Source organism: Micromonospora sp. SL1-18 (assembly GCF_047921505.1).
Classification (GTDB): Bacteria; Actinomycetota; Actinomycetes; order Mycobacteriales; family Micromonosporaceae; genus Micromonospora.
This window is the reverse complement of the sequence record NZ_JBLROA010000068.1, coordinates 21,014-33,947: the sequence shown is the minus strand read 5'-3', so window position 1 is coordinate 33,947 and position 12,934 is coordinate 21,014. Positions and strand designations below refer to the sequence as shown.

The following is a 12,934-nucleotide window of genomic DNA, read 5'->3' as shown; positions in this document are numbered from 1 at the left end:
ATCCGCAACCCAGTCAAAGTCCTTGCGCGCCTGGGTCAGGTAGGCGCATTGGGCCCCGGCCCCAAGGGTGACCTTGCGCTGCCGCCAGACGAACTGACGCTGCTCCAACGCCGTGTTGTAAAGCCAGCGGCACGTGTGCCCCCACGAGGCCAGCCGATCCGCCTGCTCCTCCGTGGGATACAGCCGGTACTTCCGACCCATGTCCGCCTTCACGCTCCACATCATACACTTGGTTTATGGCCGACCCCTACCCCATTCGCACCGGTAGACATTGCGCTTTCCTGCTTCACGCCCACTTGGTCTTCGTCACGAAGCACCGAGCACGAGTCTTCACCGACGAACACCTGCACTACCTCGAACAAGTGATGCGCCAGGTGTGCGAACAGTTCGAATGCGAACTAGTCGAGTTCAACGGCGACGACAACCACATCCACCTACTGGTGAACTTCCCACCCAAGGTGGCCCTGTCCAAACTGGTCAACTCCCTCAAAGGCGTATCCTCCCGCTACCTACGCCGCGACTACCCCAACATCCGCCGCCACTTCTGGCGCGACGCCCGACTATGGTCCGGCTCCTACTTCGCCGGCACCATCGAAGGCCCACCCCTGACGGTCCTACACCAGTACATCGAGCAGCAGAACCAGCCGGGTTAAAACACGCCCGGGCCTTGACGGCCCACCCGCGCGGGCCTTCACCCCCGCCGTAAAGGGCGGAGCACTGGCCCGCATCCTGGTAGTCGGAGATCGCGGGCTGGTGCACGCGCTCCGGGTACCCGGAGCGGTCCGGTCAGCCATACGGGTCAGAGACCCCATGTCGTTGAGTGTCAACCGGCATGGGGTTGGGCATGGTGCGACCAGGCGGTCGCTTCGTCGTAGAGGGTGCGGGTCTTGAGGCAGCCGTGGAGTATTCCGACCAGGCGGTTGCCGAGCTGCCTCAGGGCCGGGTTGTACCCGACCTCGCGTACGCGCTGCTTGTCGTAGTAGGCGCGGGCGCCGGGTGAGGCCCGCAGGGCGGAGAACGCCTGGGTCTGCAAGGCGTCGGCGAGCCGGTTGTTGCGGACGTAACGGGCTTGGACGGTGTGGCTCTTGCCGGAGGCCCGGGTGACGGGGCTGGTGCCCGCGTAGTTCTTGCGGGCCTTGGCGGAGGCATAGCGGGCGGGATCGTCTCCGAACTCAGCGATCACCCGGGCGCCGGTGATCTCCGCGATGCCTGGCATCGAGAGGTAGATCTCAGCGTCCGGGTGCGCAAGAAAATGGGCCTTCACCTGCCCTTCCATCTCCGCGATCTGTTCGTTCAGCGCGATCAGCACACGGGCGTGGGCGGCGGCGGCCGCGTAGGCGGTCGTGACCGGCTCGGGCAGGCCCAGCTGCCGCTCGCGCAGCGCGGCCTGGATCGCGACCGCCTTCTCGTCCCGGTTGCGGCGCCGGGCCCGGGCCAAGACCGCGGTGATCTGCGTGCGGGTCAGCTTCGCCGCCGCTGCGGGCGTGGGTGCCTTGATCAGCAACTCCAGCGCGTCCGTGCTGGTCAGCGCCAGCTCGGCGTAGGCGCCGAGCGCGCCAGGGAAATACTCGCGCAGGGTGCTGCGCAGCCGCTGGAAGGTGCGGGTGCGTTCCCAGATCAGAGTCTGGTGGGCGCGAGCGACGACCTTGACGGCCTGGGCCTGGTCGCTGTCGCCGGCCACCTGCCGCAGCTGGGCCCGGTCGATGCGGACCATGTCGGCCAGTGCGTGCGCGTCGCCCTTGTCGCTCTTGGCGCCGAGGTGGCGTAGCGTTCCTTGAACCGGGCGACCTGGCGGGGGTTGATCGCGTACACCTGGTAGCCGGAGGCGATCAGGGCCTGCACCCACGAGCCGCGGTCGGTCTCGATCCCGACGATCACCCGGGCCGCGTCCAGGTCCTCACCGCCGTGGCGCGCGAGGAGCTCGTGTAGCTTCGCGATGCCCTCCACGCCCTCCGGCAGTCGCGCGGCGGCGAGCTTGCAGCCAGCCTCGTCCTGGATCTCGACGTCGTGATGATCTTCCGCCCAATCGTCGCCGATCAGCAGCAACATGCCCTCCCTGTAACGCCGTTCACTTCGTTCAGCAGCCTGCGGAAGGCGCGGCACGCGGCCTAATGGATCCAGTGCTCACGCCCCCAAGGGCGGGCACGCCACCCCATCAGCGGTCTAGCCTCCCGGCCAACCAGCAAGGGCACGGTCTGACCCCAGAAGTCGAACGCTTCCGGCGGCATGAGTGCTCACCTGCTGGCGGCTACGGCACCGAGTCTGACCGCGACCCGGTAGCTCCCATTAGGCGGTGGGCGGCTCGTCCTGGCCGGATCGTGGAACCTGCCACCGCTGGAGTGGTTTGGATCCCGGTTGAACGGGGATCAGCTGCGCCAGGGCCGGTGCACGTCAGGCCGGTCGAGCCAGGTCCCCGCTGTCGTACCGCCGTACGGCTGCGGTGGTGGGAGACGGCCAGAGCGCGGCGACGTTACGACCCGGTCGAGCGGCGCCGTGCGCTCGTCTGCGCGTTTCCCTCCGATCCGCCGGCAGCCGCACTCAGTCGTTGCTCTCCGCCACCGGTTGCGCACCGGCGCACCGCAGCTTCAGTTCGTGCTCGCCCCTTGGGCCGATGAACCGGACCTCGACGTGGTCGTCCGGCCCCCGGTCGGAATCCTTGACCCGGTAGCCCTGGGCGGGCGACCAGGAGACCAGGCGTATCCCGGCCGGCCCGCACTCCGCCACCGCCGTGCCGCCGGGGGTGGCGAAACCCCGCCGGGCGGCGACGTCGGCCGTACTGCCGGTCGACGTCGGGCTCGCCGGGGCGGCCGTCGGTGTCGGGCTTCCGGTCGGTCCGTCGGTCGACGCGAGGGGGGCCGGCTCGGGTGAGGCGAGCGCGCGTTCAACCTCCCGCTGGTCGCGTACGCCGCCGCGGGTGCCGGTGATGCCCTCCCCGACCAGCCCGATCGCGCCCAGCCCGACGAGCGTGGCGGCGACGGTGGTGGCCAACCGCCCGAGGGCGGCGAGAATCGGACGACGAGCCATGCACCGAGTGTCCCCGAGGGAGGGTTAAGGCCGGCACTGGGGAACGTTAAGGCGACGCTTCGACGACGGCGTGACCGTAGGGGTGGGTCATCCGGTGACGCCGGTGGGGGTCGGTGCCTCGTCGGGGATCGGGGCGGGGGTCGACTGGGCGTTGCCGACGGCCTTGAGGACCGCGACGGCCACCGCCGTGGTGAGCGGGATCGCGAGCACCAGACCGATGGAGGCGACCAGCGTCCGGACGATCTCCTCGGCGATCTGGGCCGTGGTGAGCACGTTGAGCAGCGGGCGGTCGTAGGCGTTGATCAGCAGCATGATGGGCAGGGCGGCCCCGGCGTAGGCGAAGGCCATGGTGTAGACGGTGGAGGCGATGTGGTCGCGGCCGATCCGCATGGCGCTGCCGAACAGCTTGCGGGCGGAGCTGTCCGAGCCCAGTTCGTGCAGCTCCCACACGGCCGAGGACTGGGTGATAGTGACGTCGTTGAGCACGCCCAGTCCGGCCACGATGACGCCGCAGAGCACGATCTCCGGCAGGCTGATCCGGGTGTCGAAGAGGGCGAGCGCACTGCTGTCGTGGTCACCGAGGCCGGTCAGGTGGGCGGCGTTGGTGGCCCAGAGCCCGATACCGGCCGTGGCCAGCAGGCCGAACAGCGTACCGACCAGCGCGGTGGTGGTGCGGACCGAGAAGCCGTGGGCCAGGTAGAGGACGACGAACATGATCGCCGCCGAGCCGACCACGCCGACCAGCAGGCCGGATTCCCCGGCCAGCAACGCGGGCAGCATGAACCTGACGATGATCAGATAGGCGAAGCCGAGCCCGATCAGGGCTTTCAGCCCACGCATCCGGGCCACCGCGATGACGGCCACGGCGAAGGCCGCCGCGAGCAGCGTGAGGGGCAGGGTCCGTGAGTAGTCGTAGAAGGCGTACACGGCCGGGCCGCTCTGGTGGTTGAAGACGCGTACCAGCTTGATCCGATCGCCGGGTGCGAGGCCGGCGCGGTAGGCCTCCGCCGGCACGTCGACGGCTACGCCTGCGCCGCTCTCCGGCCCGGTCTCCAGCCTTGCCTGCACCGACGCGCAGGTCACCATCTGTTGCTGGCCGTCTGGGCCGGTCCGTTTGTTGGCCGCGGGGCAGTCGTACGTCGAGACACTCTGCACCGTGGCCTCGGGGTGGCTGAGGCTACGCGCGCCCGCGGTGGCGCTGTCGCTCGCTGATCTTCCGTCCGGCCAGAGCAACGCCATCCCGAGCAGGGTCGCCGCGGCCATCGGCGCCAGGATCAGGGCCAGGAGCAGCAGGGTCCGGCGCCGGCGTGCGGCGTCCCGTGACGGGTCGACCGGCGGTTGGGGTGCGGACCGGGTGTGGGTGTGCATCGGTTGCTCCGGGTGAGAGGGCGCAGGCACTGGGGGTAACGGCCGGTGGCCGTCGACCTGGGGTCGACGGCCACCGCTCTCGAATCAGAGTTGGTTACTGGACGGATACGGTCTGCTTGTTGTAGTTCTCGCCGTTGCCGTCCGGCTTGTAGTTGCTCTCCACGTTGCCGGCGATGTCGACGGAGAACCACTTGACGGTGGTGCCGCGGTTCACCGTGAGGTTCTGGACGCCCTCCCGCATGCCGGCGAGGGCCAGCTTGGGCGACTTGAACGTCGGCCGGCTGCCGTCGAGCGTGTAGTACACGTTCGCCGGCTCGCTGGTGCTGAAGGTGAAGGTCGTGGCACCCGGCTCCTGCTTGACGATCTTCACCGTGCTCGCCGGCTGGATCTTGTCCGTCGCGTACGCCCGGGCGACCTCGAGGATGCCGATGTTGCCGTTGGCGAACTCCATCGCCTCCTCATGCCCCTCGGCGAACGACGGCTGGAAACCGACCGCGGTGTACCGCTTGGTCGCCGGGTCGTAGACGTCCGCGCCGACCTCGAAGTCCCAGCCGATGATGCCCCGGTTGTACCAGTGCTCGTCGGCGCTGTTGCCGGCCGCCGAGTAGAGCACGTCGGTCACCGGTCCGGTGCGGCCCGGCCAGATCGCGGTGCCCCGGTGCTCCTGCACCCGGGAGAGGATGTAGTCCGAGGAGGTCCAGAAGTAGGCCTCGGTGCCCTGGTCCACCCGCGGGAGCACCTCACGCCCGGCGGTCTTGTACGCCCCCGGAGGCCACATGAAGTAGCCGCCGTAGGAGTGGGTGTTCATCGACAGCTTGATGTTCGGGAAGTTGTCGACCAGCCAGACCTCGTTGCGCGCCTCCGGCTCGGACAGCTTGTTCGGGCCGGCGAACGTGTCACTGGTGCAGCTCGTCGACCCGCCGTTGTAGCCGTCGTAGACGGAACCGATCGAGAAGTTGCGGTTGACGTCCACGCCCCAGGCGTTGCGGTTGGCCGGGTCCGCCGAGGACGCCGGGCAGTAGTTGGTCATGTTCCGGCGCTGCATGTTGTAGTCGTACATGCTGTAGTGCGCGCCGTCGGGGTTGACCACCGGCAGGATGAAGATGTCCAGGTCATCGACGATCTTGCGGGTGTTCGGGTCCTGCGCGTAGTTGCGCAGCAGCCGCTCGGCCGACTCGACGCAGACCAGCGGGGTCACCCACTCCCGGGCGTGCTCCTGGCAGTAGAGGAAAACGCCGACCTTCGAGCCGTCCCGGTGCTTGCCGATCCGCAGCACCTTCTGCTGGAACGGGTCGCGGGACACGCTCGCCGGTGCCTTCAGGTTGTCGGTCAGCTTGGTGGCCGCGGCCGCGGCCACCACACCCGTGCCGGCGTTGCCCCGGTAGGTGTTGGCCGTGAGCAGCTTGGCGGCGTCGGCGTTGCCGTTGACTGCGGCGACGACCTGCGCCGCGGTGCTGGTGACCGCGCCGGAACCGTTGGTGGCCAGGCTCACCGTGACGGCCTTGCCGGACACGCCGACGGTCAGCGGGGCGTTCGCCGCGCCCGGGTTGACCAGCGACGTGGTGATGTCGTTGCCGCCCTCGGAGCCGTACGCCTTCGAGCTGACGTAGACGATGCTCGCCGAGGCGGTGCCGAACTGCGCCTGCGCCTGACGCCGGTAGCCGTTCGTCTTGTTCGGCAGGTCGATCAGCTGGGTGAGCTTCGGGAACTCCGCGGCCAGCGAGGTGAACCGCGCCGTGACCTCGGTCGGGTCCATGTAGTGGTCGACGAAGTCCGACACGTACGGGTGGCTGCCGGTGACCTTGCGGGGGCTGCCCAGCCACTTGTTCACGTCGATCGTGACCGAGCCACCCTTGTTGCTGGTGATGGTGGCCTTTGCCGGTGCGGCGTTGATGGGCATCGGGTTGCTGAACCGGTGGTACATGTACTGGCCGGCGTCGGTGAACCGGGACATGGTGGCGGTGCCGCCGGAGCCGATCGCGGTGCCCGCTCCGCTGTCCCAGCTCGCCGTCAGCACCGTCGTCGAGTCGGTGCCGGCGCTCGACTTCACCTCGAGGTTGAGGAACAGCTGGTTGTTGAGGCTGGTGAACCATTCGGCCCGCAGCACGGTCAAGGTGTCGGTGCTGGCGGCCAGGGCCCGCACGGTTCGGATCGTGTCGGCCCGCTCAGCCACGTTTTCCGCGTAGTCGCTCTGGTCGGAGATGGCGTTCTGGACGTCGAAGCCCTGGTCCCGCAGCGCCTGGCTCTCCTCCGGGCTGAGGATCGCGTGCACCTCGATGCCGTTGTCGACCGGCTTGGTGTACTCGGCGAGGTCGACGCCGAGTTCGTTAAGTCGGTCGATGCCCGAGTTGTCGGCGACCACGATGCGCATCAGCCCGACGCCGTTCTGCTCGCCACTCGACGACCTGTCGGGGGCCACCCCGCTGTCGGAATTCGCAAGGCCGGGTGCACTGACGGCGAGCGCCAGCGGTAGCACGAGCAGAGCCAACAGGCGGCCCCGTCTGATCGGTTTCCCTGTACTCCTCATGAGAGTCCTTCCTGGCGGGAGGTCCCGGAGGGCCGGCCCGTTGGCGGTACCGGCACGACCTCGCGGCCATAGTTGGGGAAGTGTGATCCGCCTCTCTGTAGCTGTCAAGATCGATGATGCGATGGGGGAAGGTTTTTCCGACTGAACTGGACGTTCATCCCGGCCCGGTTGTCCGCCCCGCCACGCCCGCGATCCGACCAGCTCGAACCGCACCATTGACCCAACCGTGATGTGGGCGGATTCGATCGGACCCTCGCCCCGAAGACCGGACCGCCTCGGCCACGCGGACGAGGGCTGCCCCGGGTGGCCGAGGCTGACGTGCCACCTGTGGCCCGGCTGCTGCTCATCGAGGACGACCTGGCGATCCGTACTCGCCGAGGACACCGGCCGCGAGGTCACCCTCGACCTCGCGCCCGGCCCGCTGCCGGTGGGGGTGACCGACGAGCTGGCCGCGGCGGTGGACGCGCTGCTGGGCAACGTCTTCGCGCACACGCCGGACGGGATGCCGTTCACCGTACGGCTCGCCCCGTATGCGGGACAGGTCACGCTGACCGTGGCCGACGCCGGACCGGGGATACCGGCCGGCCCCCTCGGGCGGGGCGCCAGCCACACGGGATCGACCGGGCTGGGCCTGGACATCGCCGACCGGGCCGCCCGGGCCAGCGGCGGCCGGCTGGAGCTGCACGCCGGGCCTGGCGGCGGTGCGCTCGTGCTGCTCCGGCTCGGCCCGCCGGCGGCCTTAACCCGGCCTTAGCCCACGGGTAGCGCGCCGCTATCCACTCCGGGCCGATCCTCGATGTCACAACCGAGGAAAGGTGGAGATGATGCGACGGACTTCCCTGGTCCTGGCGGCGGCCGGCGGGGCCGCGGTGCTGGCGGTGACCGGTGTGGCGCTGGGCGTGACCACGGCCGATCGGCCGGGCCCCGACACGCTCGCCGCCGCGACGGCCAACCGGACAACCGACGACAATCCCAAGCTAGACGACGATGCGACGTCCGCGACGACCACTGAGGACAGGCCCAAGCCGGACGACGACGCGAGGGCCACCACGGCCGCGCCGAGCCGTGCCGCCGGCGGCACGGTGAGCGGGAAACGGGCCGGCGAGGTCGCCCTCGCCCGGCTCGGCGGGGGCCGGATCGTGGAGATCGAGGCCGAGCTGGAGCACGGCCGCCCGGTGTGGAGCGTCGAGGTCGTCAAGGGTGCCGTTCGGTACGAGGTCAAGGTCGACCGCGGCGACGGCACCGTGGTGGAGACCGAGCGGGAGCGGACCGACGACCGAGGTGGCGACGGCCGTCACCGCGACGACCACGGCGGCACCCGCACCGGAACTGACGGCCGGTACGACGACTGAGTGATCGGGCGTCGCCCCGCCCGGAGCCGACCAACATCAGCGCTGCGACGACCCACCACAGCACGTCGGCCAAGCGGCGAGGGAGGCCCGAGCACGTCAGCCCAGGTTTGCGGGGGAGGCCCCCCGGGGCGGGTGGCCTCCCCCGCCGTTCGCGATCCCGCAGAAACTGTGGTCAAACGCGAATCGGCCGATACATTGAAGTATGGTGCCCGCCCACGGGGGTCGGGCGGCAGAACCGGTCTACCGCCCTGTACTCAACGGCCGCCGGGGTGAGCTGGAGGCGCTGGTTCACCTCGACAAGGCCGCCGCTCCGCTGCTCGCTCCGGTCATCGACGTCCACGCGGTGGAGTCGTGCACTGTGGACCTGCTCGGCCGGCTCCCGGCCGGGCTGCTGCCCTCGATCGACGTCACGATGCTGCCCGACGGCCCGGAGAGCGAGCTGGTCCGCTGGGGCGTACCGGTGATGCCGGTGATCGGGCTCGCGGAGAGCAACCGGCGGCTGGTGGCACACGGCGCCGCCGCGGGGGTGTACGACCGGGGGGCGGTGCTGCGACTGCGGACCGGGCAGGACCGGGCCGGGCCGGACGCGACGACGGCCGCGGCGGAGCGGGTCTGGCGGCTGGCCCGGCTGGTGCCGGAGCAGTGCGACCTGCTGATCGACGCGGGGGATGTGTGCTGCCCGGCGGACGTACGGGTGGCCGAACCTCGCGTCCGGCGGCTGGCGGAGTGGGCCCGGCGGCACGCCTGGCGCTCGGTCACCGTGGCGGCCGGCGGGATGCCGCCGACGCTGGCCCGCCTCCCCAGCGACGAACCGGTACGCCTCGACCGGTTCGACTGGCGGCTCTGGCAACGGCTGGCCGACCTCGGCGTCGGGTACGGCGACTACGGCGTCGACTGCGCGGTGCCGGGCTCGGGCGAGCCGGCCGACCGGCTGCCGACGCTGCGCTACACCACGGACGAGGCATGGTGGATCTACCGCTGGTCACGCCGGGGCGGCCGGGGCGACGAGCGGCTCGCCGACCTGTGCCGCACGCTCGTGGCGGCCCCGCACTGGCCGGCGGCCGGGGCCGGCTTCTCCTGGGGCGACCACGAGATCGTGCGGCGGGCCCGGCGCTGCGCGGGTGCCGGCTCGCCGGCCAACTGGCTCGCCTGGAGCACGTCGCACCACCTGGCGCACGTGCTGGCCGCGCTGCCGCACCCCGAGGGCGAGCAGGGCGGCGGCACGTGGCACGCCGGTCAGGAGGCGCCGGAGCGGGGCCGCCCGGGCCGGTCGCGCGGCGGGGAGACCCGGCGGGCCGGGTGAGCCCCGGCCGTCACTCCTGGGAGGTGAAGCCGAACTGCACGATGCCCTCCTCGTCGACGGTAGCGTCGACGGAGGTGTCGTTGAGCAGTTGGGCGGCGTCGGCGTCGAGGAAGATCCGGGCCCCCTGGCTGTCGACCACCTGGTCGCCCTGTGTCGGCTGTGGCACCAGCTCGATGGAGAGCGACCCGGCCGCGGCGTCGGCGGCGATGCGCAGCCCGCCCGCGTCGGCGACGTCCTGCTGCTGGGTCAGGTCGCGGATCACCAGGACGGCGTTGTCGGTCATGGTCAGCATCGCGGAACTCCTCGTGGCTGCTTCGCAGATCGCGAACGGGTCGACGCGGCTCGCACCGCCGGGTTCGGACCCTGGGTGGCAAATCGGTATCCGCCGTAAAAACCGGGGCAGGTCGAGCCCCGTCACGACCTACGTTGCCCCCTGCGCGGACATCCGTCAAATAGAGCGACGCCAATTGGCGCGGGTGCCGCGTCACCCCGCCACGAACGGGTGACGAGGTGCCGAAAAAGCGTTTCCGGGACCGCCAGCCCGGGTACGCGGACAGGTTCGGCCGCCCCCGATCCGGGATCGCGGCGAAAAGTTTCGCCCTGGAGCCTTCACTGGAAGAAAGCGCCGTGCGAGCATCGGCCCATGCATCCCCGTCGTTTTCCTCAGGCGCTCGCCGTACTGGCCCTGGTCGCCGCCGCGGCCACCGCCGGCACCCCCACCGCCACCGCCGAATCACCCAGCCCCGCCCAGATCCGCCTGAACGCCACCATCGACGCGGTCCTCGCCAGCTCACAGCTGGCCGGCGCGCAGGCGGGCGTGGTCGTCGTGGACACGACCACCGGGCAGACCCTCTACGACCGCAACGGGGAACGACGGCTGGTCCCCGCCTCCAACACCAAGCTGCTCACCTCGACCACGGCGATGGAACTGCTCGGACCGGACCACCGCTTCACCACCGACGTCGCCGGCGACGGCGTACGCGGGGCCGGGCAGATCTCCGGCAACCTGTACCTGCGCGGGGGCGGCGACCCGACGATGCTGGCCGAGGACTACGACCGGCTGGCCGAGCAGGTCGCGGCCGAGGGCGTACGGGTGGTGACCGGGAACCTCGTCGCCGACGACACCCGCTACGACCGCATCCGGCTGGGCACGGACTGGGCCTGGGACGACGAGTCCTACTACTACGCTGCACAGGTCTCCGCGCTGACCGTCGCCCCGGACACCGACTACGACGCCGGCACGGTGATCGTGCACGCCGCCCCGGCCGCCAAGGCCGGCGCGCAACCGGCGGTGACCATGACCCCGGCCAACGGCTGGCTGCACATCGACAACCGGGCCCAGACGGTCGCCACCGGCAAGACCACGATCTCCTTCGAACGCGAGCACGGTGGCAACACCATCGTGGTGACCGGGCAGATCGCCGTCGGCGAGGACCCGGAGAGCGAGTGGATGACGGTCTGGGAGCCGACCGGATACGCCGCCGACATCTTCCGGTCGGCGTTGCGGCGGCACGGGGTGCGCGTCCTCGGCCAGACCGTGCTCGGCCAGGCCACCCCGGCAAACGCGACGACGGTCGCCCGGCACGACTCGATGCCCCTGGCCGAGCTGATGGTGCCGTTCCTCAAGCTCTCCAACAACGGGCACGCGGAGGTGCTGACCAAGGAGCTGGGTCGGGTCCTGTCCGGCTCCGGCACCTGGTCGGCCGGTCTCGCCGCGATCCGTGACCACGTCGGACAGTCCGGCATGGACATCCGGACGCTGCGCCAGCGCGACGGCTCCGGCCTCTCCCGGGCCAACATGATCCCGCCGGCCCAGTTCGTGTCGCTGCTCGCCGCCGCCCGCACCGAACCCTGGTTCGACACCTGGTACGCGGCACTGCCGGTGGCCGGCAACGCCGAGCGCTTCGTCGGTGGGACGCTGCGCAGCCGGATGCGTGGCACAGCCGCGGCGAACAACGTGCACGCCAAGACCGGCAGCCTGACCGGGGCGTCCGCCCTCTCCGGCTACGTCACCGACGCAGACGGGCACGTGCTGGCCTTCTCCATCGTGCTGAACAACTATCTGGCCTCGTCGGTGAAGGGGTTGGAGGATCAGATCGCGATCGCCCTGGCTTCGTACACGGAGATTGGGACGACCATGGCGCGGGTGGCGGTGCCGACGGCGCCGGAGTCGCCGCTGGTGCCGGACGGGCTGGAGTGCTCCTGGGTGAAGCCGATCGTCTGCTGACCCGCGGCCGGCCCCTGCCCTCGTGACGGGCAGGGGCCACCGGGCCCCGCGGTGCGCCCAGCGGACAAGCTGTCGCGGTGTCAGCGTCCACAGTGCGCGCACGGCCGGCGGGTCCGCAGGTGATAGCTGACCGCCGCGACTCCCAGACCCCATCCCCACAGCCAGTAGCCGGACTCGGCCACCCAGAAGAAGGCCAGCGGGTAGCGTCCGTCGCCCGGGTCGAACGTGCCGGTCGCGGTTTCGACGGTGAGCTGAGCGAGGCCGACGCCGAAGTAGATGACCAGGCCCACCGCGAAGACAACCGCGGGCACCAGCGGCACCAGACGCGGCACCGACCGGCCGGCGAGCAGCGGCAGCCACCGCGGCCAGACCATCCCCCACCGGTGCACCAGGGCCAGCGGCAGCAGCACCCCGGCGAGCAGGAACCCCACCTCGAACAGCATCACCGACCCGCCCTGCGCCAGTGGCAGGTCACCGAAGCCCACCGCCACCTGGGCGGCCAGCCGCGCCAGGCAGCCTGCGACCGCTGACCAGGCCGCGATCCAGGCCCAGCGCGGCACCGGCCCACCGGACTCGCGAGTCCGGCCGCACCGGCCGCAGTCCTCCCGGAATCGGCGAAGGTGGGCGAGCGCCGCCGCGTGCAGCAGCAGGGCGCCGATGAGCGCTGCGGCCCGGCTGAGGAATCCGGCCAGGCTGAACGCCGGGCTGAGGTCGAGAATGAGGAAACCGACCACGTCGAGCAGGAGCAGCGCGCAGGAGGCCAGGATGGCGGCGCAGGCCATCCAGGCCGCCCCAGGCAGCGCCGGCCGCCAGGTGTGGGCGCAGCCGAGCGCGACGCCGACAATCGCCGCGGCGGCGTGGAGCGCGACCGCCCACCAGCCGGTCACCACCACCAGGTCGGTGCCGAGCGGTCCGAAGGACGGCGCCCCGGCCACCAGCCAGGCCGCGCGCAGCGCGGCGTAGCCGATCGCCCAGACCGCAGCGGCGTACGGCAGCCAGGCGGAACGGTTTCCAGGGGGATGGGCGGCGGTCGGCGGCGGCATGGTGAGCGTCATGACCCCACCCTGCCGCCCCCGGGCAGGCGGTCCCTCCCGACCGGGAGTGGACCGGCTTCCCCTGAACGGGGGACGGAA

At 70.9% G+C, this 12,934-nt stretch carries 11 protein-coding genes and 1 pseudogene; 5 read left to right on the top strand and 7 right to left on the bottom strand.

Features of this window, described 5'->3' with window-relative positions:
- Positions 1-213 (bottom strand): helix-turn-helix domain-containing protein (locus ACNAW0_RS25160; protein ID WP_416290475.1); only part of this gene is annotated, 213 nt, incomplete at its 3' end.
- Between the two features lie 23 nt (positions 214-236).
- On the opposite strand from ACNAW0_RS25160, the gene tnpA reads away from it, so the two are divergent.
- Positions 237-653: an IS200/IS605 family transposase gene (gene tnpA, locus ACNAW0_RS25155; RefSeq protein ID WP_416290473.1), complete on the top strand. Its 417-nt coding sequence runs from the start codon at positions 237-239 to the stop codon at positions 651-653.
- A 170-nt stretch (positions 654-823) separates the two neighbouring features.
- Here the strand turns inward: tnpA and ACNAW0_RS25150 are convergent.
- From ACNAW0_RS25150 to ACNAW0_RS25135, 4 genes and pseudogenes are all read right to left on the bottom strand, one after another.
- Positions 824-2,046, bottom strand: a pseudogene (locus tag ACNAW0_RS25150) (IS110 family transposase).
- A gap of 492 nt (positions 2,047-2,538) precedes the next feature.
- Entirely contained in the window at positions 2,539-3,024 is a 486-nt protein-coding gene (locus tag ACNAW0_RS25145) for a septum formation initiator (protein WP_416290472.1), read from the bottom strand.
- 87 nt (positions 3,025-3,111) lie between these two features.
- Positions 3,112-4,392: a YibE/F family protein gene (locus ACNAW0_RS25140; RefSeq protein WP_416290471.1), complete on the bottom strand. Its 1,281-nt coding sequence runs from the start codon at positions 4,390-4,392 to the stop codon at positions 3,112-3,114.
- 94 nt (positions 4,393-4,486) lie between these two features.
- Positions 4,487-6,880: a M14 family zinc carboxypeptidase gene (locus tag ACNAW0_RS25135; protein WP_416290470.1), complete on the bottom strand. Its 2,394-nt coding sequence runs from the start codon at positions 6,878-6,880 to the stop codon at positions 4,487-4,489.
- A gap of 268 nt (positions 6,881-7,148) precedes the next feature.
- Here ACNAW0_RS25135 and ACNAW0_RS25130 point away from each other — a divergent pair, with 268 nt between their 5' ends.
- From ACNAW0_RS25130 to ACNAW0_RS25120, 3 genes are all read left to right on the top strand, one after another.
- Positions 7,149-7,673: a sensor histidine kinase gene (locus ACNAW0_RS25130; RefSeq protein ID WP_416290469.1), complete on the top strand. Its 525-nt coding sequence runs from the start codon at positions 7,149-7,151 to the stop codon at positions 7,671-7,673.
- A gap of 70 nt (positions 7,674-7,743) precedes the next feature.
- Positions 7,744-8,271 carry a PepSY domain-containing protein gene (locus tag ACNAW0_RS25125; RefSeq protein WP_416290468.1) on the top strand — a complete coding sequence of 176 codons (528 nt, stop codon included), beginning with the start codon at positions 7,744-7,746 and terminating at the stop codon, positions 8,269-8,271.
- A 202-nt stretch (positions 8,272-8,473) separates the two neighbouring features.
- Complete coding sequence (locus tag ACNAW0_RS25120) at positions 8,474-9,574, top strand: beta family protein (protein ID WP_416290467.1); 1,101 nt, start codon at positions 8,474-8,476, stop codon at positions 9,572-9,574.
- 10 nt (positions 9,575-9,584) lie between these two features.
- Here the strand turns inward: ACNAW0_RS25120 and ACNAW0_RS25115 are convergent, their stop codons facing one another.
- Positions 9,585-9,866 (bottom strand): HesB/IscA family protein, encoded by a 282-nt coding sequence (locus ACNAW0_RS25115; protein ID WP_416290466.1) that lies wholly within the window; start codon positions 9,864-9,866, stop codon positions 9,585-9,587.
- A gap of 351 nt (positions 9,867-10,217) precedes the next feature.
- On the opposite strand from ACNAW0_RS25115, the gene dacB reads away from it, so the two are divergent.
- Positions 10,218-11,801, top strand: a complete 1,584-nt coding sequence (gene dacB / locus ACNAW0_RS25110) for a D-alanyl-D-alanine carboxypeptidase/D-alanyl-D-alanine-endopeptidase (protein WP_416290465.1) — start codon at positions 10,218-10,220, stop codon at positions 11,799-11,801.
- 80 nt (positions 11,802-11,881) lie between these two features.
- Here the strand turns inward: dacB and ACNAW0_RS25105 are convergent, their stop codons facing one another.
- Positions 11,882-12,856, bottom strand: a complete 975-nt coding sequence (locus ACNAW0_RS25105; protein WP_416290464.1) for a hypothetical protein — start codon at positions 12,854-12,856, stop codon at positions 11,882-11,884.
- Positions 12,857-12,934: the final 78 nt, after the last annotated feature.

Excerpts from the sequence above, each read along its gene's own strand:
- tnpA (WP_416290473.1), top strand. The coding sequence starts at position 237 with ATGGCCGACCCCTACCCCATTCGCACCGGTAGACATTGCGCTTTCCTG.
- ACNAW0_RS25145 (WP_416290472.1), bottom strand. The coding sequence starts at position 3,024 with ATGGCTCGTCGTCCGATTCTCGCCGCCCTCGGGCGGTTGGCCACCACC.
- ACNAW0_RS25140 (WP_416290471.1), bottom strand. The coding sequence starts at position 4,392 with ATGCACACCCACACCCGGTCCGCACCCCAACCGCCGGTCGACCCGTCA.
- ACNAW0_RS25130 (WP_416290469.1), top strand. The coding sequence starts at position 7,149 with ATGTGGGCGGATTCGATCGGACCCTCGCCCCGAAGACCGGACCGCCTC.
- ACNAW0_RS25125 (WP_416290468.1), top strand. The coding sequence starts at position 7,744 with ATGCGACGGACTTCCCTGGTCCTGGCGGCGGCCGGCGGGGCCGCGGTG.
- ACNAW0_RS25120 (WP_416290467.1), top strand. The coding sequence starts at position 8,474 with ATGGTGCCCGCCCACGGGGGTCGGGCGGCAGAACCGGTCTACCGCCCT.
- ACNAW0_RS25115 (WP_416290466.1), bottom strand. The coding sequence starts at position 9,866 with ATGCTGACCATGACCGACAACGCCGTCCTGGTGATCCGCGACCTGACC.
- dacB (WP_416290465.1), top strand. The coding sequence starts at position 10,218 with ATGCATCCCCGTCGTTTTCCTCAGGCGCTCGCCGTACTGGCCCTGGTC.
- ACNAW0_RS25105 (WP_416290464.1), bottom strand. The coding sequence starts at position 12,856 with ATGACGCTCACCATGCCGCCGCCGACCGCCGCCCATCCCCCTGGAAAC.